The organism is Arsenophonus endosymbiont of Crataerina pallida, assembly GCF_964020125.1.
Classification (GTDB): Bacteria; Pseudomonadota; Gammaproteobacteria; order Enterobacterales; family Enterobacteriaceae; genus Arsenophonus; species Arsenophonus nilaparvatae.
The window spans coordinates 2,800,121-2,821,499 of the sequence record NZ_OZ026540.1 but is presented as its reverse complement, the minus strand read 5'-3'; the positions used below and the strand labels follow the sequence as shown (position 1 = coordinate 2,821,499).

At 35.5% G+C, this 21,379-nt stretch carries 18 protein-coding genes and 4 pseudogenes; 11 read left to right on the top strand and 11 right to left on the bottom strand.

The window, feature by feature from the left end:
- Positions 1–14: 14 nt before the first annotated feature.
- From AACL31_RS15100 to artM, 5 genes are all read left to right on the top strand, one after another.
- Positions 15–1,451 carry a DUF2867 domain-containing protein gene (locus tag AACL31_RS15100; RefSeq protein WP_310511189.1) on the top strand — a complete coding sequence of 479 codons (1,437 nt, stop codon included), beginning with the start codon at positions 15–17 and terminating at the stop codon, positions 1,449–1,451.
- Positions 1,452–1,581: 130 nt separating this feature from the next.
- Complete coding sequence (gene artP, locus AACL31_RS15095) at positions 1,582–2,319, top strand: arginine ABC transporter ATP-binding protein ArtP (RefSeq protein ID WP_310511190.1); 738 nt, start codon at positions 1,582–1,584, stop codon at positions 2,317–2,319.
- 10 nt (positions 2,320–2,329) lie between these two features.
- Positions 2,330–3,073, top strand: coding sequence for an arginine ABC transporter substrate-binding protein (gene artJ / locus AACL31_RS15090; RefSeq protein WP_339053317.1), 744 nt, complete (start codon positions 2,330–2,332; stop codon positions 3,071–3,073).
- A 12-nt stretch (positions 3,074–3,085) separates the two neighbouring features.
- Positions 3,086–3,826, top strand: a complete 741-nt coding sequence (gene artQ, locus AACL31_RS15085; protein ID WP_310511213.1) for an arginine ABC transporter permease ArtQ — start codon at positions 3,086–3,088, stop codon at positions 3,824–3,826.
- The gene (gene artM / locus AACL31_RS15080) at positions 3,823–4,488 is read left to right on the top strand and encodes an arginine ABC transporter permease ArtM (protein ID WP_310511192.1); all 666 of its coding nucleotides are present in this window, start codon (positions 3,823–3,825) and stop codon (positions 4,486–4,488) included. Before artQ ends, artM begins: the two co-directional genes overlap by 4 nt.
- A gap of 326 nt (positions 4,489–4,814) precedes the next feature.
- Here artM and AACL31_RS15075 read toward each other — a convergent pair whose 3' ends face one another.
- The 3 genes from AACL31_RS15075 to AACL31_RS15065 all read right to left on the bottom strand — a co-directional run bounded on the left by AACL31_RS15075 (position 4,815) and on the right by AACL31_RS15065 (position 6,592).
- Positions 4,815–5,453 (bottom strand): hypothetical protein, encoded by a 639-nt coding sequence (locus AACL31_RS15075; RefSeq protein ID WP_310508962.1) that lies wholly within the window; start codon positions 5,451–5,453, stop codon positions 4,815–4,817.
- A 229-nt stretch (positions 5,454–5,682) separates the two neighbouring features.
- The gene (locus AACL31_RS15070; RefSeq protein ID WP_032116305.1) at positions 5,683–6,177 is read right to left on the bottom strand and encodes a YbjN domain-containing protein; all 495 of its coding nucleotides are present in this window, start codon (positions 6,175–6,177) and stop codon (positions 5,683–5,685) included.
- Between the two features lie 130 nt (positions 6,178–6,307).
- On the bottom strand, positions 6,308–6,592 hold the full coding sequence (locus tag AACL31_RS15065) for a DUF1418 family protein (protein WP_339053316.1): 285 nt from the start codon (positions 6,590–6,592) through the stop codon (positions 6,308–6,310).
- Positions 6,593–6,794: 202 nt separating this feature from the next.
- Between AACL31_RS15065 and AACL31_RS15060 the strand changes: the two genes are divergently transcribed.
- A complete protein-coding gene (locus AACL31_RS15060) occupies positions 6,795–7,052 on the top strand; it encodes a GrxA family glutaredoxin (protein ID WP_310511214.1) in 258 nt (85 codons plus the stop codon).
- A 545-nt stretch (positions 7,053–7,597) separates the two neighbouring features.
- Positions 7,598–7,981, top strand: coding sequence for a DUF4354 family protein (locus AACL31_RS15055; RefSeq protein ID WP_310511194.1), 384 nt, complete (start codon positions 7,598–7,600; stop codon positions 7,979–7,981).
- A gap of 141 nt (positions 7,982–8,122) precedes the next feature.
- Here the strand turns inward: AACL31_RS15055 and AACL31_RS15050 are convergent.
- Positions 8,123–8,412: pseudogene (locus AACL31_RS15050) on the bottom strand (recombinase family protein); the annotation flags it as partial.
- Between the two features lie 105 nt (positions 8,413–8,517).
- On the opposite strand from AACL31_RS15050, the gene ybjG reads away from it, so the two are divergent.
- The 3 genes and pseudogenes from ybjG to AACL31_RS15035 form a co-directional block, all read left to right on the top strand.
- Entirely contained in the window at positions 8,518–9,126 is a 609-nt protein-coding gene (gene ybjG / locus AACL31_RS15045) for an undecaprenyl-diphosphate phosphatase (RefSeq protein ID WP_310511195.1), read from the top strand.
- Between the two features lie 949 nt (positions 9,127–10,075).
- Entirely contained in the window at positions 10,076–11,386 is a 1,311-nt protein-coding gene (locus tag AACL31_RS15040) for a serine/threonine transporter (protein WP_310511196.1), read from the top strand.
- Positions 11,387–11,530: 144 nt separating this feature from the next.
- Positions 11,531–12,737, top strand: a pseudogene (locus tag AACL31_RS15035) (L-serine ammonia-lyase); the annotation flags it as partial.
- 177 nt (positions 12,738–12,914) lie between these two features.
- On the opposite strand, the gene AACL31_RS15030 reads toward AACL31_RS15035, so the two are convergent.
- The 5 genes and pseudogenes from AACL31_RS15030 to AACL31_RS21110 form a co-directional block, all read right to left on the bottom strand.
- On the bottom strand, positions 12,915–14,378 hold the full coding sequence (locus AACL31_RS15030) for a hypothetical protein (protein WP_339053315.1): 1,464 nt from the start codon (positions 14,376–14,378) through the stop codon (positions 12,915–12,917).
- Between the two features lie 338 nt (positions 14,379–14,716).
- Positions 14,717–15,925: pseudogene (locus AACL31_RS15025) on the bottom strand (serine hydrolase).
- Positions 15,926–16,264: 339 nt separating this feature from the next.
- On the bottom strand, positions 16,265–17,098 hold the full coding sequence (locus AACL31_RS15020; RefSeq protein WP_032116288.1) for an SDR family oxidoreductase: 834 nt from the start codon (positions 17,096–17,098) through the stop codon (positions 16,265–16,267).
- A 107-nt stretch (positions 17,099–17,205) separates the two neighbouring features.
- Positions 17,206–18,342, bottom strand: a complete 1,137-nt coding sequence (locus tag AACL31_RS15015; RefSeq protein ID WP_310511199.1) for an iron-containing alcohol dehydrogenase — start codon at positions 18,340–18,342, stop codon at positions 17,206–17,208.
- Positions 18,343–18,742: 400 nt separating this feature from the next.
- The gene (locus tag AACL31_RS21110) at positions 18,743–18,835 is read right to left on the bottom strand and encodes an AcrZ family multidrug efflux pump-associated protein (RefSeq protein ID WP_422389288.1); all 93 of its coding nucleotides are present in this window, start codon (positions 18,833–18,835) and stop codon (positions 18,743–18,745) included.
- 363 nt (positions 18,836–19,198) lie between these two features.
- Between AACL31_RS21110 and AACL31_RS15005 the strand changes: the two are divergent.
- Positions 19,199–19,976: pseudogene (locus tag AACL31_RS15005) on the top strand (TOBE domain-containing protein).
- 346 nt (positions 19,977–20,322) lie between these two features.
- Here AACL31_RS15005 and AACL31_RS15000 read toward each other — a convergent pair.
- Both AACL31_RS15000 and AACL31_RS14995 read right to left on the bottom strand, forming a co-directional pair.
- Positions 20,323–20,553 carry a hypothetical protein gene (locus tag AACL31_RS15000; protein WP_310511201.1) on the bottom strand — a complete coding sequence of 77 codons (231 nt, stop codon included), beginning with the start codon at positions 20,551–20,553 and terminating at the stop codon, positions 20,323–20,325.
- Between the two features lie 385 nt (positions 20,554–20,938).
- Entirely contained in the window at positions 20,939–21,238 is a 300-nt protein-coding gene (locus tag AACL31_RS14995; RefSeq protein WP_310511200.1) for a hypothetical protein, read from the bottom strand.
- Positions 21,239–21,379 lie beyond the last annotated feature (141 nt).

Genomic DNA, 21,379 nt, shown 5'->3' with positions numbered 1-21,379 from the left:
ATAGGTAACCAAATATGGGTAAAAAACGGATTTTAGTACTTGGTGCTAACGGTTATATTGGTCAAAATCTGATCCCAGCGTTAATCAAACAAGGACATATGATCACCGCAGCAACACGTCAACTTGATTGCGCTAGAGCACAAAATTGGCCAAATACTCAATGTTGCTATGTTGATCTACTCGCAGCCAAAACCTTAAACGATATTATGACAAATATTGATATCGTTTACTTTCTTGTTCACAGTATGGCAGCTAATAATAATCTTATTGAACAAGAATGCCTGGCTGCTCTTAATGTTAAAAATGTACTCAAGCACTCTCAAGTAAAACAAGTTATCTATTTAAGCGCACTACAAAACCATTGCTGTCATTCACAACATCTGATGGCACGTAAACTGACCGGAGAAATTTTACGTGAAAGTAAAATTCCGCTGACAGAAATTCGGGCACCAATTATTATTGGTGCGGGCTCCGCGCCTTATGAAATAATTCGGGATATGACTTACAACTTATTCATTCTCACTCACCCACGTTGGGTAAGGTCAAAATCTTGCCCTATTGCTTTAGAAAACATGCTGTACTATCTGACGCAATTGATAGCCCATCCAACTAATGAGCATCGTATACTTGATGCTGGTGGGCCGGAATATATTGATTATCAAACACTCTTCAAGCGCTTTATGCAGATAAGCGGTAAGCATCGACCGCTTATCCCTCTACCTATCCCAATGAGATTAATTTCCATTCAATTCATTAGCCTAATAACGTCAGTCTCTCCCTCTATTACCAAAAGTTTAATTCAAGGGCTACAGCACAATCTGCCAGCTAATGATCAAGCGTTAAAACAGCTTATTCCGCAAAAATTGCTTAGCGTTGATGAAGCAATCAAACAAGCGTTTATTCACTCGCCTAATGCCATTAATAAAGCGGATTGGGGCTCAGATCCAATCCTAAAAACAAAATGGTGTGACAAATATAGTTATTATCTGAAAGATGCCGGTTTTACGCTAACAACCCGCGCTACTAGCCGGACTATTTGGCAAATCGTGCAACAAATTGGTGGCAAAAGAGGATATTTCTACGCCAATATTTTATGGCAATTACGCGCCTTGATTTATGATTTAATGCTCAACAAAGTAAAATATGGCCGCCCCATACGTGAGGAATTATATTTAGGCGACATGATCGATAGCTGGAAAGTGATTAATATCAAACCCGGACATCAATTAACTCTATTATTTGGTATGAAAGCACCGGGACTAGGGCGTTTAACTTTTACCATCAAGGATTATGGCAAATATCGAACGTTAGATGTCAGAGCATGGTGGCATGCTGCCGGTTTTTCAGGACTAATGTATTGGCTAATCATGAGCCCAATTCATCGTTTTATATTTAAGGGCATGGCTAAAAAAATCAATAAAATTGCATTAATAATGCATAAAGAACAATAAAAATCATCTTAATAAAGCCAAAATGCCTTATAAAATATCAATATTAGTCTATTTGAAGAAATTACATATTGCATAACTATTCCATTAAGATTATCATTGTTTAACTTGTTTATTTATTCAGATTTTTAGCATGAGTATTCAATTAAAACAAATTAATTGCTTTTATGGTGAAGAGCAAGCCCTACACAATATCAATTTGACATGTGAAACGGGTGAAACGATGGTATTACTTGGCCCAAGCGGTGCTGGCAAAAGCTCATTATTACGTGTCTTCAATTTACTAGAGATGCCCCGTTCAGGCCAACTGAACATCGCTGGGTACCATTTTGATTTTTCACGCCAAACCAAAAAAAATGAAATCAGAGCGTTAAGACAAAAAGTGGGGATGGTATTTCAACAATATAACTTATGGTCACATTTGACCGTAATGGAAAATCTGATTGAAGCGCCTTGTTTAGTATTAGGTTTAACTAAGGCAGCAGCTAAAGAAAAAGCAGCAAATTTATTGCATCGTTTACGGTTAACCGAATGTGCTAATCGTTTCCCATTGCATCTTTCTGGAGGTCAGCAACAGCGAGTGGCAATTGCCAGAGCATTAATGATGGAGCCTGAAATACTGTTATTTGATGAACCAACAGCCGCTCTCGATCCTGAAATTACAAGCCAAGTGGTTAATATTATACAGGAATTATCAAAAACGGGCATCACCCAACTGATAGTGACTCATGAAATTGATTTTGCCCGTAAAACAGCGAGCAAGATAGTTTATATGGAAAAAGGGGTAATTGTGGAGCAAGGCGATATTGATCGTTTCACTAGACCACAAACTCAAGGCTTGGAAAATTATCTATCCCATTCATCTCATTGAGAATAACGTAATGAAAAAATCACTGTTAGCTATTATCTTATGCAGCCTATCCATATCAGTACTAGCCTCACCAAAAGAGACGATACGCTTTGCAACTGAAGCAACATATGCCCCATTCGAATCAATTGATGCCAATAATAACATTGTCGGTTTTGATATTGATCTGGCCAATGCCATATGTAAAAAACTCAATGCCAACTGTACATTTACTCATCAATCTTTTGATAGCTTAATCCCCAGTTTGAAAATGCGTCGATTTGATGCTTTGATGGCTGGAATTGATATTACCCCAGAACGGCAAAAACAAGTTGATTTTACTGATAGTTATTATAATAACTCAGCAACATTTATCGCAGTAAAAAATAAAATTAATAAAATATCATTATTAAAAGGTAAAAAAATTGGCGTGCAAAATGGAACCACCCATCAAAAATATATCATCCAACAGCATAAAGAGATGCAAGCTATCCCGTATGATAATTACCAAACTGCTATCCTCGATTTACAAAATGGCCGTATAGATGCTGTGTTTGGAGATACCGCTGTTACAACGGAATGGTTAAAAACAAAAGGTAACGAAAACCTTGTCGCCGTGGGTGAAAAAATAACAGATGCTAATTATTTTGGTGTGGGTCTGGGTATTGCGGTACGCAAAGGAAACAAAGCGCTGCTAGATAAATTAAATAAAGCGATGGCACAATTAAAACAAGATGGCACCTATGATGCTATCTATCAAAAATGGTTGCAAAAATAGTCGATTATCGTGATGAATAATCTGTTGTTTCTAATAAATGCCGCCGGTTTGACGATTACTCTTGCTGGTATCGCTTTGATACTAGGGCTATTATTAGCCCTGGTATTTACTGCTTGGGAATCTGCTCGCTGGCGGCCTGTAGCCTTGCTCGGTTCTTGCTGGGTGACTTTAATTCGCGGATTACCTGAATTATTAGTTGTGCTGTTCGTTTACTATGGCACATTACAATTTATTATGTTGTTAGGTGACGGCATTAATATTAATTTTATTTTCTGGCAAACAACCTGGCAAGTCGATCCCGACTGGTTCTTCCCACAAAATAGTGAATTCGATTTTATCCCTTTTTTCTGTGGTGTTGTTGCTCTTGCTCTACTCTATGCCGCCTATGCATCGCAAACCTTAAGAGGCGCCCTTAAAGCGATACCATCCGGCCAATGGGAATCAGCTCATGCATTGGGTCTCAATCGAAATATTGCTTTCCTACGGCTTATTATGCCCCAAATGTGGCGTCATGCATTACCTGGCTTAGGCAATCAATGGCTGGTATTGCTAAAAGATACTGCATTGGTTTCACTGATTAGCGTAAATGACTTGATGTTGCAAACCAAAACGATTGTCAATCGTACTCAGGAACCTTTTACTTGGTACTTAATTGTGGCATTAATCTACCTGGTTATCACCCTGGTAAGTCAATTTATTTTACGGCGCATTGAATTACGCACAACTCAGTTTGAACGGGGAGTCGCAAAATGATCGATTTAATCATGTCATTGCTGCCAGGCTTACCAACCAGTCTATCATTAACATTATGCGCGTTACTGATTGCCTTTTTGTTAGCACTATTTTTGACTATTATTTTATCGTTAAAAACAGCGATTTTTTCAGCTATTATTCAAGGCTATATTACGCTATTTACCGGCACTCCTTTGCTGGTTCAATTTTTTCTGATTTACTATGGACCCGGTCAATTTCCCGCACTAAAAGAGTACCCTGCATTATGGGCATTGATTTCTACTCCATGGGTTTGTGCCCTGTTAGCGTTAGCGCTTAATAGCGCCGCCTATTCCACCTTATTATTTCATGGTGCAGTAAAAGCAATTCCTAAAGCTAGCTGGCAATCTTGTCAGGCGTTAGGTATGTCAAATTACCAAACCCTAAGAATTATTTTGCCTTACGCGCTTAAACGTGCATTTTCATCCTATTCTAATGAGGTGATCCTTATCTTTAAAAGCACTTCACTAGCAAGTACCATAACGCTATTAGAAATTATGGGATACAGCCAACAAATTTTTGGCCAAACTTATAATGTCGATGTTTTTATTGCAGCGGGAATTATCTATTTATGCGTGAATGGCATTTTAACTTTATTAATGCGTTGGCTTGAACAATACACTTTATCTTTTGAAAAAATTTGACCAAATAAATCTAGCCTTCTAATAAAGAAAACTATATTTATGGTAATTTTTTAACTAATTACGCAAAGACTTGATGTGTTCAATGTGTGCTAATCTTTAACGTCTAAAATCTATAATATGTAAGATATCAATAACACTGAACACCACTTGATAAACGTTTTTTTGTTTAATGCAATATAACCATCAAGAGACTGAGAGTTTTTACAATTAAAATAATCACTCCATTTTGTAAGATAGCAAACTACCCTAGCTATTAAGAATAAATGGCGGTCTAAATATATTGCCTTATTCGTTTATGTAAATCAGCTGGAGAGATTATTTTTATACTATATCTCTTTTGTATATTTTGTTTGTATTGGACATATTTCAGCCATTGTTTTTCCTTGCGCTAATTTACCATCTAAATTAATTGGATCTGGTAAAAACTCAGGAAAAATTTTTGTTTCAATACCTTTGCCAGCCGCTTCTTCTAATTCACTTAGAGTAACACTGCCACCACCAAACGCTAAAAAACATCCATTTTTACTTGCAGCGTATACCATATAAGAATCACCAGAATCATCCAAAACTTTCCAGCTGTTATCTGGATCCTTTATTTGCATAACACTCTCACAATTTTTTGATAGGCTATTTGTTGAAGCTTGTTGTGAAACAATGCCGAAAGTGCTTACCCCTAAATTTTTAGCAATATCATAGACACAGCCAATACCTTCAGGAGTCGCGCCGGCAACAATAAGTAAATTATGAATCCCATGCTCATCAATATTTTGTTTTATCTCTTTTGTTATATAGTCTTGTAATTTTTCTGTGTTTTCATATCCCATGCCAGAAAATCCACTAAAAACCATTACAAATTTATTGTCGATTTTTTTATCGATTTCTACTTTTATCGGATCAAAATCAGGACTGGAAGCAACGGAAGATTCAATATTATTGACACTAGCAGATTGCGATGAACTGATCATATTCTAATTCCTTTTAGAAAGCGGTTATTATTCGAATATTATTTGGTAGATAAGGTGCAAACGAAGCGGTTAACAGGAATAAAAAGAATCTAGCAAAATAGCCAGACCTTTTAAAGTAATAAATAGTCTGAGATTTATTGTTATTCTTTTAATCTTCATAAATGTAAAATAGATAATCCATTATCCATCCACATGAATGGCAGATGCCAATTGCATCTATTTTTATAACTTAATGTAGCAGAAAGCGGGCAGGTAAAGGTCGCTCTGATAGCTCTTCATCGTCAATATCTTCTTGACCGCTATACAGTAGATCATTGTTATAAACTTCAAAAATAATAGCCGCCATCTGCTCTTCTGCTTGCTGAAGGAAACTGGAGAATTGATTACAAGTCATGCCAGCCAATAACGAAAAAGATTGACTAACCACTAGTTTAGGCAAATTTTCATCATTAATTTCCATAAATGCTTTCGCCGTTAATGAGCTGGCATTAATTTGGCTTAAATTTGCTAATAGGGTAATAATCGATGTCGGTTTGAGTTCAGCCAAAACAGAGAAAACTAATATGTTTTCAACAATATCAACTTTAGCATCGAAAATACCATCAATATTTTGCATATGTGGCAAATGCAATGCCTGGCAATTATCACATTCAAAATATGAAGTTTTGAGTTGAACAAGCCACTCTCGCAATTTAGCTATGTCAGGGAAACAAATCGAATCCATTAATTAACCTTATTTTACACAAATACTAACAATTCTACCTAAGAAAATTCGCTATCTATCATCTTAAACCAAAAACAGACCATATTTTATCATGTTAAATCATATTTAACGAGCCATTCCTACTCACAATTTAATCCATCTTGCGATGATTACACTGCTTAGCTCTTAGCTTGCGTTGGTGATGTTCCGAACTATTTTTTTGTTGGTCAATGCCGAAAAAACTAAGCTTAGGCAGTGCCCGCCAAACGATATGAACGATGGCCGGTATCATACAACCAATTGCTAGCATAATCATAGCAAGCAAAACACCTTTTTTCATAAATAAAGCAGCTAATTCAATATAGTTATTTATCACTAAATAGACCAATAACAATAATAAACCAATAACTTCGAGTATTATCACAAATTTAGGCATATCACCGAAAGAACGCATAGCGGATAATTTTTTTTGTTCATAACAATCTATGTTTCCTGTTAAAAAACACTATTCTGTTATATTAGGTAATTGTTAATATTTCAAATAGCAATAAAAATAAATTGTGCTTTTTTTTGATGCTAACTATAGGCATAGTAATTGAACTGTAGATAATAAATAAAATTTAGTTGAAGGAGATATGATGTTTACTGTCATTTTTGGTCGCTCTGGTTGCCCCTATTGCGTCCGCGCAAAAGAATTAGCAGAAAAATTAAAACATGAACGTGATGATTTTGATTATAATTATGTTGACATACAAGCGGAGGGGATCACTAAAGCTGATTTAGCTAAAAAAGCGGGTAAACCTGTTGAGACTGTTCCGCAAATTTTTATTGATGAGCAACATATCGGTGGTTGTACAGACTTTGAAGCCTATGCAAAAAAACATCTACTATCTTAGTTAACTGATTTTATTAAAATTATTTTCTATTTTAATTTTATATGTTAAGTTTCAGGCACAAATCACAAAAGCATTTTTGATCAAAAAATGCTTTTTTTTCTTCTTTAAGAACTTTATGAATAATAAATAGTCTTAACTTATGCCACTGCTTTTCTTTGAATGTCCCCAAATTATTGAGGAATCCGATAGTTTAAAGTATGTCCTATTTAAACTATCGGTTTTTTATTCATACTATCTAATCGACCTTGCAAGGTTACAATAATTTGACGTTCACCACCGTGATTACCAATATGGATACAAATTGCCGCAAATTAGGTAAAAAAAATATAACCGCGCAGTAAGCATTAAATAATATCCATTAAGTCAGGATTTAAGTTTTACCTCAAATCTGATTACCAAATAAATGACTAGTTGTTCATGAAGAAGGAAGTTAATGAAAAACGTAGCTACAGTTCTTCTTTCTTCGCTTGTTTTACTCTTATTTACCCCGTAATCTGGCTGCCGAATAAATGACTAATTGTTCATGTTCATAAAGGAGGTTGTCAATGAAAACGGTATGTAAGGTCCTTCTTTCTTCACTTGTTCTACTCTCATTTTCTTCCATAGCAGCAAAAGATTTACATAATAAACTGATCATCCAAGCTATTCCCTCCTCAGAAGGTACGGTGGTGGTTGAAGGACAGCCGAAGTATGAAAAAACGTTTAATGTTGTTGTATATAGTGTAATTGATCAGCCAATTGAATTAACCGGTGATGTCGGCTGCTACAAAGCGTTCGATGAAAAAGGCAAAGAGTTTGATGAGCGGCTGGTGCAGGCTGAGCTACTGGGAATATTGAAAGACAGCCCAAAAGCGGGAGAAGCCACCTTCGTCAGCGACGATGAATCTGTCTATAATGCCAAATTCGTAAAATGGTCTTCGCAATGCTAATCTCCGACTAAGCGCATACAAAAAGGGTATCACTTGCAAGGGCTATATGATATATAAAATCTTTTACTATCATATTGTTATTATGTAAATGTGGGCCGCTTTAGCGGCCTTTTCGTATTTCACAATTTTATAAACCGTAGATCAGGCAACATTGAGCTGACGGGCAATTTCTGTTGGCCAGTGCCTTTCTGATGAAGGGCCAACACAATGTTGCTATCGATGGTACGCCTGCGGCCAAAACGATACTTTTAAACTTCCCCTCCTGTCTATCTTGATTCGTGCGCGCCAGTATTCTCCGTTGTTAAACCTGAGCCACGGTACAGAGAGTGGTGCCGACTATTTTTCCCATTTCACCATCAGCTGCTTGTCCCGTCATCAAAAAACCGGACGCCCACGCCCTGAGCATCGAATTCTTTTGATAAATGAATAAGTTTTATAAAAATATTACCAAACTTACTTTACCCTATGTAAAAGACATTTTACCCTTGGCTATCTAATATAAATAATCAGGATACATATTCAATGAGGGCTCTACCTTGCTAAACGATATTAACTTAAGTTTGTTTAGTTTTATTAATGCCACCCCAATTACATCCATTGGTACATTAACACTGGCAATTTTTTTGGCTAAACGACTCATTCTTATATTTCCCTTAATTACCATTGCCTGCTGGCTTTGGGGATCATCGAAAAATCTAGTTCGCCAAAGAGTGTTTGTCTGTAAAACCGCTCTCGCAGTTATTATCGGTTTAGCTATTTCCGGTTTTATTGGCGTAATTTTCCCACAAGAACGACCTTTTATGTTGGGGATAGGCCAACATTTTCTTGCTCATGCCCCAACACCATCATTTCCCAGTAATCATGCTACTATTGCTTTTACCTTCGCTTTTGGCTTTTTATTCTGGTTAAGAAATTGGATTGGGCTGTTATTATTTATACCGGCGTTCACAATTGCGTGGGCTAGAATTTTTCTCGGTGTACATTGGCCTTTAGATATGGCAGGCGCATTTTTGGTTGCGATTATAGCTTGTGGAATTAGTCAAACAATCTGGAAAATTGGTGGCGATAAATTACTACCATATATAATAAAAGCTTATCAAATCTTATTTTCGCCTTTAATTAAAAAAGGTTGGATTAGAGGTTGAATACTAAGATAATTTAAATATACACATAAATAGCCTCTGTTAATTCAATAATTTACCAATTTTAACGAGGCTATTTTATCACTCAACATTTTTAATAAGTTAAATAAGCAGATAATTATTTATGATAAGCGTTACCTAAATAAAATAACATTATCTGATTTTACTAAAATAGAATTAAACATTGCTAGATTTAATATTTATGCCATTTATCATTTAAATTTAGGCTATTAATTTATAACGGTTATATCTTAGAATGAAATCATTTCACTATGAAATCTAAACGGCAAGTTAATAAAAATAAACTATTTTTCGTACAAAAGTAAAAAAACAATAATATGATGTTTAAAATGAAAACAGCCAATAACCAACAATAAATTAATTAATGATTATAACTAAGTGAAAGCGGCAAATATTATCAGTAAATTGCCCGTTTATTTATATACATTATGAAAATTAATAAAAATATTTTTATCAAAAATTGAGCTTATTAACTGAATGATTAATCATATTTATTAAAACAACTTTTAAGTAAATATTAACTAAGAATAGCTAAATTTAACAAAATATAAACAAAAAAAACTTACGCTCATTAACAACAAACCATGGATGATTATACTTTTGGGATGCTGATCACGGAACTTTATACCGATAAATAATAAGATTTGCGTCTGAAAAACTAAAATATAATTTTGACATATAAAAAAACAAATAAAATTGATTCTAAACAGTATTGTGATAATGACACTAAACCATAATGTGGTATAGTATCGCAATTAACCTTTACTAGAATAATCAGTTACTTTATTTACATAAATTTTAACTATATATTTTGTTAATGTAGATAAAGAATATTGTATAAATATACCTGCAATCATAATTATATTGACCGGTTTTCATACATTAAAAATTTACTATTTTTTGTTTCTCGTTTTATATTTTGGAGATTACCATGGATACAACTCGAGTTGATTCCATCACTTCCTCATATGCACACCAGGACGTAAAAGTTTGGCGTAAAAATGATACAGTTTGGATGTTAGGTTTATACGGCACCGCGATCGGTGCTGGTGTACTCTTTTTACCCATTAACGCAGGTATGAGTGGCCTATTACCCGTCATTCTAATGACGTTACTCGCATTTCCAATGGCCTTTTTTTCCCATCGCGGTTTAACCCGTTTTGTATTATCCGGCTCAAAACCTAATGGCGATATTACTGAGGTTGTAGAAGAACATTTTGGCCGTTCTTCCGGTAATTGGATCACACTACTCTATTTTTTTGCTATTTATCCTATCTTATTGGTATATGGCGTATCAATTACCAATAATGTCGAGAATTTTATCGTTGAACTCCTCGGTTTTAATGCTCCACCACGCTGGCTATTAGCACTTATTCTTGTCGGTGGTATCATGGCTATTGTTAGCCTGGGTGAGAAATATATAGTCAAAATAATGAGTATGCTAGTATTTCCGTTTATTGCGGTTTTGGTGATATTTTCACTCTATATGATCCCTCACTGGCATGGCGCTGCATTAGAAACACTTTCATTCTCCAATATTAATATGGATAGTACCGAAAATAACCAGAGTATGTTGGTTACGATTTGGTTAACTATTCCTGTTATGGTCTTTGCATTTAACCATTCACCTATTATTTCTGCATTTGCCGTTGCCAATCGTAAAGAATATGGCGAGCATGCTGATCAAAAAGCTTCTCGAATTTTAGCTTCAGCACATATTTTAATGGTTATAACCGTAATGTTTTTCGTTTTTAGCTGTGTATTTACTTTATCTCCTGCTAATTTGGTAAAAGCAAAAGCGGCAAACATCAGTATCCTCGACTATTTATCTGGCTATTTCGATAAACCTTTTATTAAATTTGCCGCTTCACTAATTGCCTTCGTCGCAATTATAAAATCGTTCCTGGGACATTATCTCGGTGCACGTGAAGGTTTTAATGGTTTGGTTGAACGTGCTTATCGGGCAAAAGGTAAAACAATCAATATCCAAAAACTAAATAAAGCAACTGCGATTTTTATGTTAGTCACTACCTGGTTAGTTGCTACTTTAAATCCAAGTATTCTGAGCATTATCGAAAGTTTAGGTGGACCTGTTATTGCAATTTTATTATTCATGATGCCAATGTACGCAATTAGCAGAATACCCGCTATGCGTAAGTATTCTGGTCATATTAGTAATATTTTTGTAGTCATTGTCGGTATTATCGCTATTTCAGCTGCAGTATATAAATTATTTCTTTAACGTTTAATGATTTTGGGATGGCTTTCATTTATTGGAATAAATGAATTAGCTTTCCCAAATATCGTAAGGCCGCAATATTAACTTCAACTCTTCGGCCAGCTTATTACTAAAAATTAGCGCCTTTAACAAGGAGGCGAATAAAATATGAGTAGTGTCTTTGATATTTTTAAAATTGGCATTGGCCCATCCAGTTCTCATACTGTCGGACCAATGAAAGCCGGGAAACAATTTGTTGATGATCTAATTGAAAAAGAGATTCTGACTTCTGTAAAGCGTATTAGCGTTGATGTTTATGGTTTATTATCTTTAACCGGTAAAGGACATGCCACTGATATTGCCATTATTATGGGATTAGCCGGTAATCTACCCGATACGGTAGCTATCGATTCTATCTCCACTTTTGTTAAAAATGTTGAACAAACTCAGCGCTTATCACTTGCCAATGGACAACATGTAGTGGATTTTCCTACACAAGGTGGTATGAATTTTCATACCACCAATCTGCCACTGCATGAAAATGGTATGGTAATTACCGCTTTCGCAGCTGAAGATAAACTGTATAGTAATACCTATTATTCTATTGGCGGTGGTTTTATCGTTAATGAACAGCATCTTGGTCAAGAAAGTGGATCGCCGGTTAAAGTGCCTTATCCATACCAGTCAGCAGCTGATCTACAACGGCACTGTAAAGATACCGGCCTTTCACTTTCTGCACTGGTAATGCAAAATGAATTGGCGCTGCGTAGCAAAGAAGAAATCCAAACGCATTTCGATGCCGTTTGGCAGGTTATGCAGCAAGCTATCGAACGCGGTGTTAATACCGAAGGTCTATTACCAGGCCCACTTCGGGTACCACGCCGTGCAGCAGCATTGAGAAGAATGCTAGTCACCTCCGATAATACGACGACGGATCCGATGGCGGTTGTTGATTGGATCAATATGTTCGCCTTGGCAGTCAATGAAGAAAATGCAGCCGGTGGACGAGTGTTAACGAAAATTCATATACCCGCTTCTTTTTGGTTGCTGGCGTTATCGGCACCCTTTATAAAATGAATGCTTCAATTTCTGGTGCTGAAGTTGGCTGTCAAGGTGAAGTTGGTGTGGCATGTTCTATGGCCGCAGCTGCGCTAACCGAATTAATGGGAGTAGCCCTGCCCAAGTCTGTATCGCAGCAGAAATCGGCATGGAACATCATCTTGGGCTTACTTGTGATCCGGTTGGCGGTCAAGTCCAGGTTCCCTGTATTGAGCGTAATGCGATTGCAGCAGTTCAGGCGGTTAATGCTGCCCGGATGGCTTTACGTCGGGTCAGTGATCCGCGCGTTTGTCTGGATAAAGTGATTGAAACCATGTATGAAACCGGCAAAGATATGAATGCCAAATATCGTGAAACTTCACAAGGTGGGTTAGCGATTAAAATTACTTATTGCGATTAAACTATTACAACAATTAAATAATAAGCCAATTTTAACAACTGGCTTATTCAATGTTAATAAATTATTTTATTCACTATTATATTAGTATACATGTCAAACAACTTGCGGCACATATATGCTTGGGCATTGATTGCTGATAGGCACTGGAGCACAGATATTATAAGCAGTCGATTCTTTATTTTTAAATTCTGACATTATTTGCCCCAATCTTTCCTCTCGCATATTAATATCAAATATATTTCCTTCAATAGAAAAGCTACTATAACTATCGATATTAATTATATTTATTTGATTATAATTTATATTAATCAGATTGTTATCAGTAGCAGATTTACGAGTTTGCACTCCCAATCTTGGGGCTAGATCTATCTGTGATTGCGTTGTTAGGTTTTCCTTGGTTTTCTCTGGACATACACACGGTTCTTCCACCGATGGCGTTTTCACAGTCGGGCTTTCCTCTGTTGAACTTTCCTCTGTTGAACTTTCCTCTGTTGAACTTTCCTCTGTTGAACTTTCCTCTGTTGAACTTTCCTCTGTTGGACTTTCCTCTGTTGGACTTTCCTCTGTTGAACTTTCCTCTGTTGGACTTTCCTCTGTTGGGCTTTCCTCTGTTGGACTTTTCTTTGTTGGACTATCCTTTGTTGAGCTTTCCTCCGTCAGCACTTGCTCTGGATACACACACGGTTTTTCCACTGCCGGTGTTTCACATGATAACGCTCCCGTTATATTAATATTGTGACCTGCTGTAACATCACCGATCCCTACACTACCATACTGTACTGCTATTACCGTAATATCATTCTCTTTACCCGCGGTAACATCCTTAATGATTGAACGACCACTCTCTTTAGCCATTTGTTTGATGGTGTTTTTTTCATTGGCAGTAACATCGCCTGTCTCGCTAATACCATACTGTACTGCTGTTACCGTAATATCATTCTCTTTATTCGCGGTAACATCCTTAATAATTGAGCGACCACTCTCTTTAGCCGTTTGTTTGATGGTGTTTTTTTCATTGGCAGTAACATCGCCTGTCTCGCTAATACCATACTGTACTGCTGTTACCGTAATATCATTCTCTTTATTCGCGGTAACATCCTTAATAATTGAGCGACCGCTCTCTTTAGCCGTTTGTCTAATAGTATTCTTTTCACAGGCAGTAACATCGCCTATCTCTGCATTACCATGCTGTTTTGCTATTGCCGTAATGTGGTTTTCTTTACCCGCTTTAACATCGCCGATTGATGAAGTGCCAACCTCTTTAGCTATTTGTTTGATAGTGTTTTTTTCATTGGCAATGACTTCGCCTATCTCTGCATTACCATGCTGTTTTGCTGTTGCCGTAATGTGGTTTTCTTTACCCGAGGTGATATTGCCAATCTGTGATTTACCACCATCTGCTACTACTATACTAATATTGTTAATCGCTCTAACTGTTACAACAGCTCCATTATCATTTACCGTTACAGAAGGACCGAATTTTATTTTTTCCTTTATTTTATTTTTCATCTCTCCTTTTAATTTATAATTTCTGACTTTGAATCTACCAGTATCCATTACACAAACTCCATCACAAGATTTTATTTAATTAACAATAGGGAATGCGGAATATTTTTGAGATAATCCGAAATAATTAATTGGCAAAATTAAAATAACTAAATTATTAATTACTTTATTATACCAAAAACAATTATGAGTTAATTAATTTAATCTCGCAATGAAGTTTGTCTGTAAATAAAAAATAAATTTATAATGAATAAATAATATTATATTAAAATAACTTTTAAATATTAATTAAATATAAAGCTAATTTAATTTAATAACTATTTATTTTTATTAAAATTAATTATATAAAAAAAGACCCACAGGTCTTTTTTTATAATCTAACGGTTTAACTAACCAAATAATGCATGCCACCAACTGGAAATAGTGACAACAATATAGTCCCATAATCGACTGAAAAAACCGCCCTGCTCTATTGCTTGTTTCACTACGAGTGGGCGTTTATCAATCAATTGATCGTTTAAAAAGAAATTAATTGTCCCAACCACCTGATTTTTGCTTAATGGAGCTTTGAGATAATCTGAGTTCAGACTATAGGTCGCTTTTAGGTCTTGTTCTCTTCCTTTCGGGATAGTGATTACTGCATCTTTTTCAGTTCCCAATAACACCGTAGACTGGTTACCATACCATACCTTTTCAGTAGTAAATGGCTTATCTGCCGTTATAGGAACAACGGTTGTAAAAAAACGAAATCCCCAATTTAGCAGCTTTTCACTTTCGGTAAAACGAATGCGATCACTCGATGCCCCCAACACAACAGCAATCAATCGCATTGGGCCATTCGTTGGCGAAGTGATAAGATTATACCCCGCCCCACTGGTATGTCCGGTCTTGACCCCATCCACCTGCAAGCTTTTGCTCCACAATAAACGATTGCGATTGTATTACTTAATTTTATTGTAGGTAAACACTTTTTCGCTGTGTAATAAATACTCATCCGGCACATCTCTAATTAATGCTTTAGTCAATGCCGCCATATCGTGGGCAGTACTAAATTGGCCTTCTGAATCTAAGCCGTGTGCGGTCTTAAAATGAGTATTTTTTAAGCCTAATGAGGTAACATACTGGTTCATGAGATCAACAAAAACAGTTTGACAGCCCGCAACATAATCCGCCAATGCAATACAAGCATCATTACCAGATTGAATGACAATACCACGATTTAAATCCAGCACTGAAACCCTATCGCCGGGTTTTAAAAACATTAAAGAAGAGACTCGTAAAACAGGATTACCGGTTGCCCAAGCATCTTCTCCTACGGTGACAAGATCATTAACGCTAATTTTACCCGCTTTAATCGCTTGACCCACTACATAACTGGTCATAATTTTTGTTAAACTAGCTGGATCTAAACGTTCATCTGGATTATTGGCTGTTAAAACTTTACCACAATGGTAATCCATCAGTACATAAGCTTTTACATCAAGTTGCGGTGTAACCTGCGATCCATCGGCATGAACATTCATCGAGGAAACAAAAATAAATAATAGACCTAATCCAGTTGTCAAACGATTAATTATTTTCATCAAGCTCTTTTTCATTATCGATCTCCCGCGCTTTCTGATTAAAATATATCAAGTATGCTACTATAAAGAGCTTATAATGATTAAAGTTAGCTAAAAAACATAAAGAATATCGCTATCTTTGATCTACTACACAAATTGAGGTAGAAAAAATAGATTGTCAACTGTTTCAGTTGATAGAATTAAGATAATATAATTATTCGCCACAAGCAGAAAAGCCGATAATTTTCAGGCAATAGTTGTCCGCCGATGGCACAAATAAATCAGTCCAAAAGCCTTTAATGACTAATTTTTGGCGCTAACCGACAATTTTACAAACGGCCTAGCTGCAAATATATCTTACAATCAATTCACTAATTATAAACTCATTGGCATATTGCCAGGATCAGGGTAATTATATTCAAAACCAAGCTCCTTACAAATACGGCTACCATCAATGATTTTGCCTATAATAGGCGTTGATTCAGCAATAAACTCTGGCGGTTGTAAAGCTACCCGTTGCGACGCCGCAGTATAATAAGATGATCTAACCGGATGTTCAGGTGCGCATAAATTATAAATATTGCCACCCTCTGGCCGTAATATTAATAATTTTATCGCAGTAATGATATCATCTTGATGAATAAGATTAACCGGCTCATTTCCGCCAGTTAAGGCTGTTTTACCAGCTAAAAACCGTCCTGCATGTCGAGCCTCACCCACCAAACCTGCTAACCTAAGAATATCTACCGATATATTTGGCAATTGGTGTAACCAATTTTCTACCTCAACCAGCGTTTTGCCTTCCTCGGTATTAGGATATAGCTTAGCATCTTCATTTAAAGTTCCACTTTGTGCACCATATACTGATGTTGAACTGGTAAAAATAATACGTGGTATAGCGTAGGAAAGCGCAGTATCAACTAAAAGTTGTACCGCTTTCAAATAACCAATACCACCTTCTGCGGTTTTATTGACCGGTAACATAATAACCAGCACATCCGTAGCATTCATTAACTGTTCAAGATCTTCGGCCTCACATTCAATATCTGGCGTAAACCGAAGCTGGTAACAATCAATACCTGACATTCTTGCTGCATTTACACCATCTGACGTGGTTTTACTACCAACCACTGCCATTCCTGACCGCATTAACTCAAGTGCCAAGGGTAATCCTAACCAGCCTAAACCAATGATAGCGACCTTCTTCATAAATCTCACCACCTCCGATCAACTCAGTAGTTACATTATACTTACCTACTTATTAATATAATTCAAAGATCACAATTCTCTAACAATAATTAGTTATAAAATGAAGACTACATTGCTAATTGATAAATAGTGATCAAATCAGTCATATTAGCCTGAACAGGGTTAGTGATACCGGTGGCACTTTTTAATGCAGCTTGAGCTAATTTAGCTAAATCACTATCCTGAACATTCAATCTTCTCAGTTCCGAAGGCAGACCAAGATCACAATTTAGCCGCCTTATTTCAGCAATACAAGCTTCTGCACCACGTTGATCGGTCATATGAGCAACCCGAATACCCATTGCCCCAGCAATATTTTTTAACTTTTTTGCTACTACCTTTAGATTAAAAGCTTGCACTTGAGGCAACAAAACGGCATTGCAAATTGTTAACGGTTGATGATAAAAATGGCTCACTTGCCAGGCTAAGGTTTGTACATATCCCTGTGAAGCATTATTAAAAGCCATCCCGGCCAGAAACTGCGCATAAGCAATACTTTCGTGCGCCTGTAGATCTAATGAATAATTAACCGCTCGACGTAAAGCATTACTCAATATTTTTATCGCACTTAGAGCACATGCATCGGTAACAGGATTAGCTGCTGTTGAAACATAAGCCTCAATTGCATAGGTTAAAGAGTTCATACCTAATGCAGCAATAAATTCACTTGATAAACCTAGCATTAACTCTGGCTCAGTCACTGAAAGTAATGGGGTAATACGTGATCCGGCAATAGCCAAATTGATCAATTCATTTTTAGTTTGATCAAGCAATGGATTAAAATTATCGATATTTGAGGCGGAAGTTGTATTGACTGTAATTAAAGGCCATGGTTTTTTAATATTATCACTAATAAAAATGGCGTGATGAGATTGTAAATAAATCATTGCCTTAGCATAATCATAGGCAGCCCCTTCACCAATTGAAACAATACAATCAATCTGCTCATGTTGATAACAATCGATCGACTGCTTTACGATCTCTAACGATGACACCAATTTAGCATCAGTAAAAAGATGACTTTTAATCTTATTATGTAAAAAAACTCTGGTGACTTTTTCAACCAAACCACTTTTCATTAAAAAAGGATCAGTCACAATAAGCACTTGCTGATAACCATAATCCTTCATTAAATTTACCACATCGACTAAACACCCCCGGCCAATTTTATTAATAGTAGGAATGCAAAAAGTTGATGGCGGCATAGTAATTATCCTTAAGCTAAATAAAATAAAACAAATAAACTTATCGTGATATCTAATGACAACCAAGCTATTTTTTCACAGTTAGCAATAAAAATCGCTTTATCAATCACTTGGTCAATTTACAGTTTTATAGTTTATTTATACTTTTAAACTTAAAAGGATTATTTTATTTAATATTTTGGCATCTGTACGACATTAAATAGAGTATTAAGCTTATTGCCGATCAAATAATAAACAGCAAAGAATAGAGAACGGTGAGATAATTGAGGCATTTGTTATGTCTAAATTAAATATGTCATTTCAGATTAAAAATAAATAATAAAGCGCCTGAAAAAGCATAAAACGCTTTTTCAGGCAATGCCAAAAAGTGTTGGCTAACTATCAAGAGAAGATAAACGAATTAATGTTGTTTCTTTGAATGACGGAACTGTGCCTTCGACAATATGTTAAAAAGCTCGCCAATGCCATAAATTAATAACATAATGCCGCCCATCACGATAGGCACCATACACAGTGCAAAAAGCATACTTTTTAAAATTTCTAGCATTGAGAGCCTCAGCAAAATAATGATCTATTCAATTACGTAAAATATGAACATAACTAAATAGTAACCTTATAAGTTAGATTATTCTATTTATTTTCTCTTTTGAAGGCTAGCACTAGATATTTTCATTTTTTACACCAATAATACGGTTAGTGACAGATATTACTATATTTTAACAATATTAATTCTCTATCAGCAGATATTTCTTAGAAACAATCAACAAGCCTTCATTCTATTCTCACTATTTGATATAACAAAGAGCAATAACACAATAAATTAATTAACCGTGTTTAGGCTAATAAGGTTGTTTTTATGGATATTTTCTTAACTTTAAAACGTCATGATCGGCTATTTGCTGACGCACGGCGGATCAACTTACTTCTATATATAAAATCTTCTGGTTCGATCAAGCAAGCAGCACAATTGGCGGGCATGAGTTATAAAAGCGCCTGGCATGCAATAAACGAAATGAACCAAATAGCCGATAAAGCGCTACTTGCCTGTGCAACTGGCGGCAAAGGTGGCGGTGGTACCACTTTAACACCCTATGGCGAACGGTTATTGCAACTCTATGGATTATTAAAACAGATCCAGCAACAAGCCTATCATGTGTTAAATGATGAAAATTTACCGATCGATAGCTTACTGGCGGCAATTTCACGTTTTTCATTACAAACCAGCGCGCGTAATCAATTTTTTGGTACTTTAATTGAGTATGATAACCACTCAATTCAGCAAAATTCAGTTAACTAATAGTAACACCATTATCAATGCATCATTAACCAAGCAAAGTAGCAAACGATTACACTTAACTGCTGGCAAGGAAGTTTTAATTTTGATCAAAGCGCCGGCAATAAAATTGCTGCCACAACAAACAACAACTCCAGCAGCCGATAATATAATAATTGGCACGGTATCTGATATTGAAAAAGATGATAAAGATAGTGAGCTTAAGGTGAAACTAGAGGATGGATTATTACTTTGCTCAATCATGTCAAATCAAGAAATAGCAGAACAGAAGATAAAAATTGGCAGTAAAGTGACAGCGATTTTTGCCGCTAGCCAGATTATCATCGCAACACTACAATAATTACCTACCATAGCATCAGATTAATTTGATAAAATTTATTTTAAGATATAAAAAGCTTAATTAAACTAGTAAATAATTAAACTTTTTATATGATAAAATATAAAAAATTAATATGGATATCATGCATATAATAGAAGATTTACTACTTTTGATAGGAATCAACTAACTTCTGTATTTTCTTTTTAGTGCTAACAAAATTATTATATTTTACCTTTGCACATAATAAATCAAGTTTGGTATTGATCGCCATCGCTAACAGATTTTTTGAATCACTATCCATAATATTTTTATTGATATTCCAATATTTAATATCATCCATAATCATGACGTAATCTTTAATATATTTTTAATATTTAACCGGTTCAGTTTTTTTAAGTAGATTTAAATGATCAATACATTGATTATTTGTTGAGAAAATAATAATACCATTAAATAATATTCCAGATTTGTCGACTGGAGATTCAACTGCAGCTGTCTGACTATCGATATCGCTATTTTTTTTAGCGAAACCCGCACATCCTGTCAACATCATAATAGCCAATAATACACTAAACAGATTTTTTTTACTGTACGTCATGTCATTGAATCCTAAAAATATTATTTTTTTTGATCTACACGAAATTGCGAATGGTAAATTAACTGATAAAAGAAGTAAACAACTTTTTTATCTAACGATTAATAAAGCGATCTACCTCTCATATTAATCACCATAGCTTTAAAATATGGGTTGCCATCCCTGGCAGGTTAACTACGTCCTATAACTATTATTTAAGTCGAAATAAGTTTAATTTTGTTTGCTAATTAGAGTAACAATTTTATTTTTAGCGCTTGATATAGCAAGTTGAAAATAATTAAAGCTACTCATTAACGATTAAATTTTTTTACTTTATTTTCTCCACTCTATTATTTATCAATCCTGAATGCATATTCACTATGCATTCAGTTTTTGTTAATTGGTTTATTTAATTACCGTTAGTTTGGTTCAGTGTCAGAAATTGTATTGACCGGCCGGATATCTCCGTATTACCATCCATTTCAAATACCTCCCACCATAAACCAGTACCTGATGTTGGTATATCATATTCGCTAACTCTGGTGCCACCACTTTTATCTTTTTGAGCAACAACCACCTTAGCATTCGACGTAGTAATTTCCGGCTTTGTGCTAAAGTTCTTAACTGCAAAACGATAACGCCCTGGGTTTAACCGTTTAATGGTAATCGTTTCAGGGCCAAAGCCATTTCTCACATCAATATCTAGCATTGCACTGCCATCAGGTGCGTTTTTACTACTATAACTTACATGGAATCGTTTACCTTTATCTGTATCACCCTATAAATGAGCGTCCAAATCATCAGTTTTCGCACCCCAAGATAAAACAATACGCGCATAATCATTACCCAA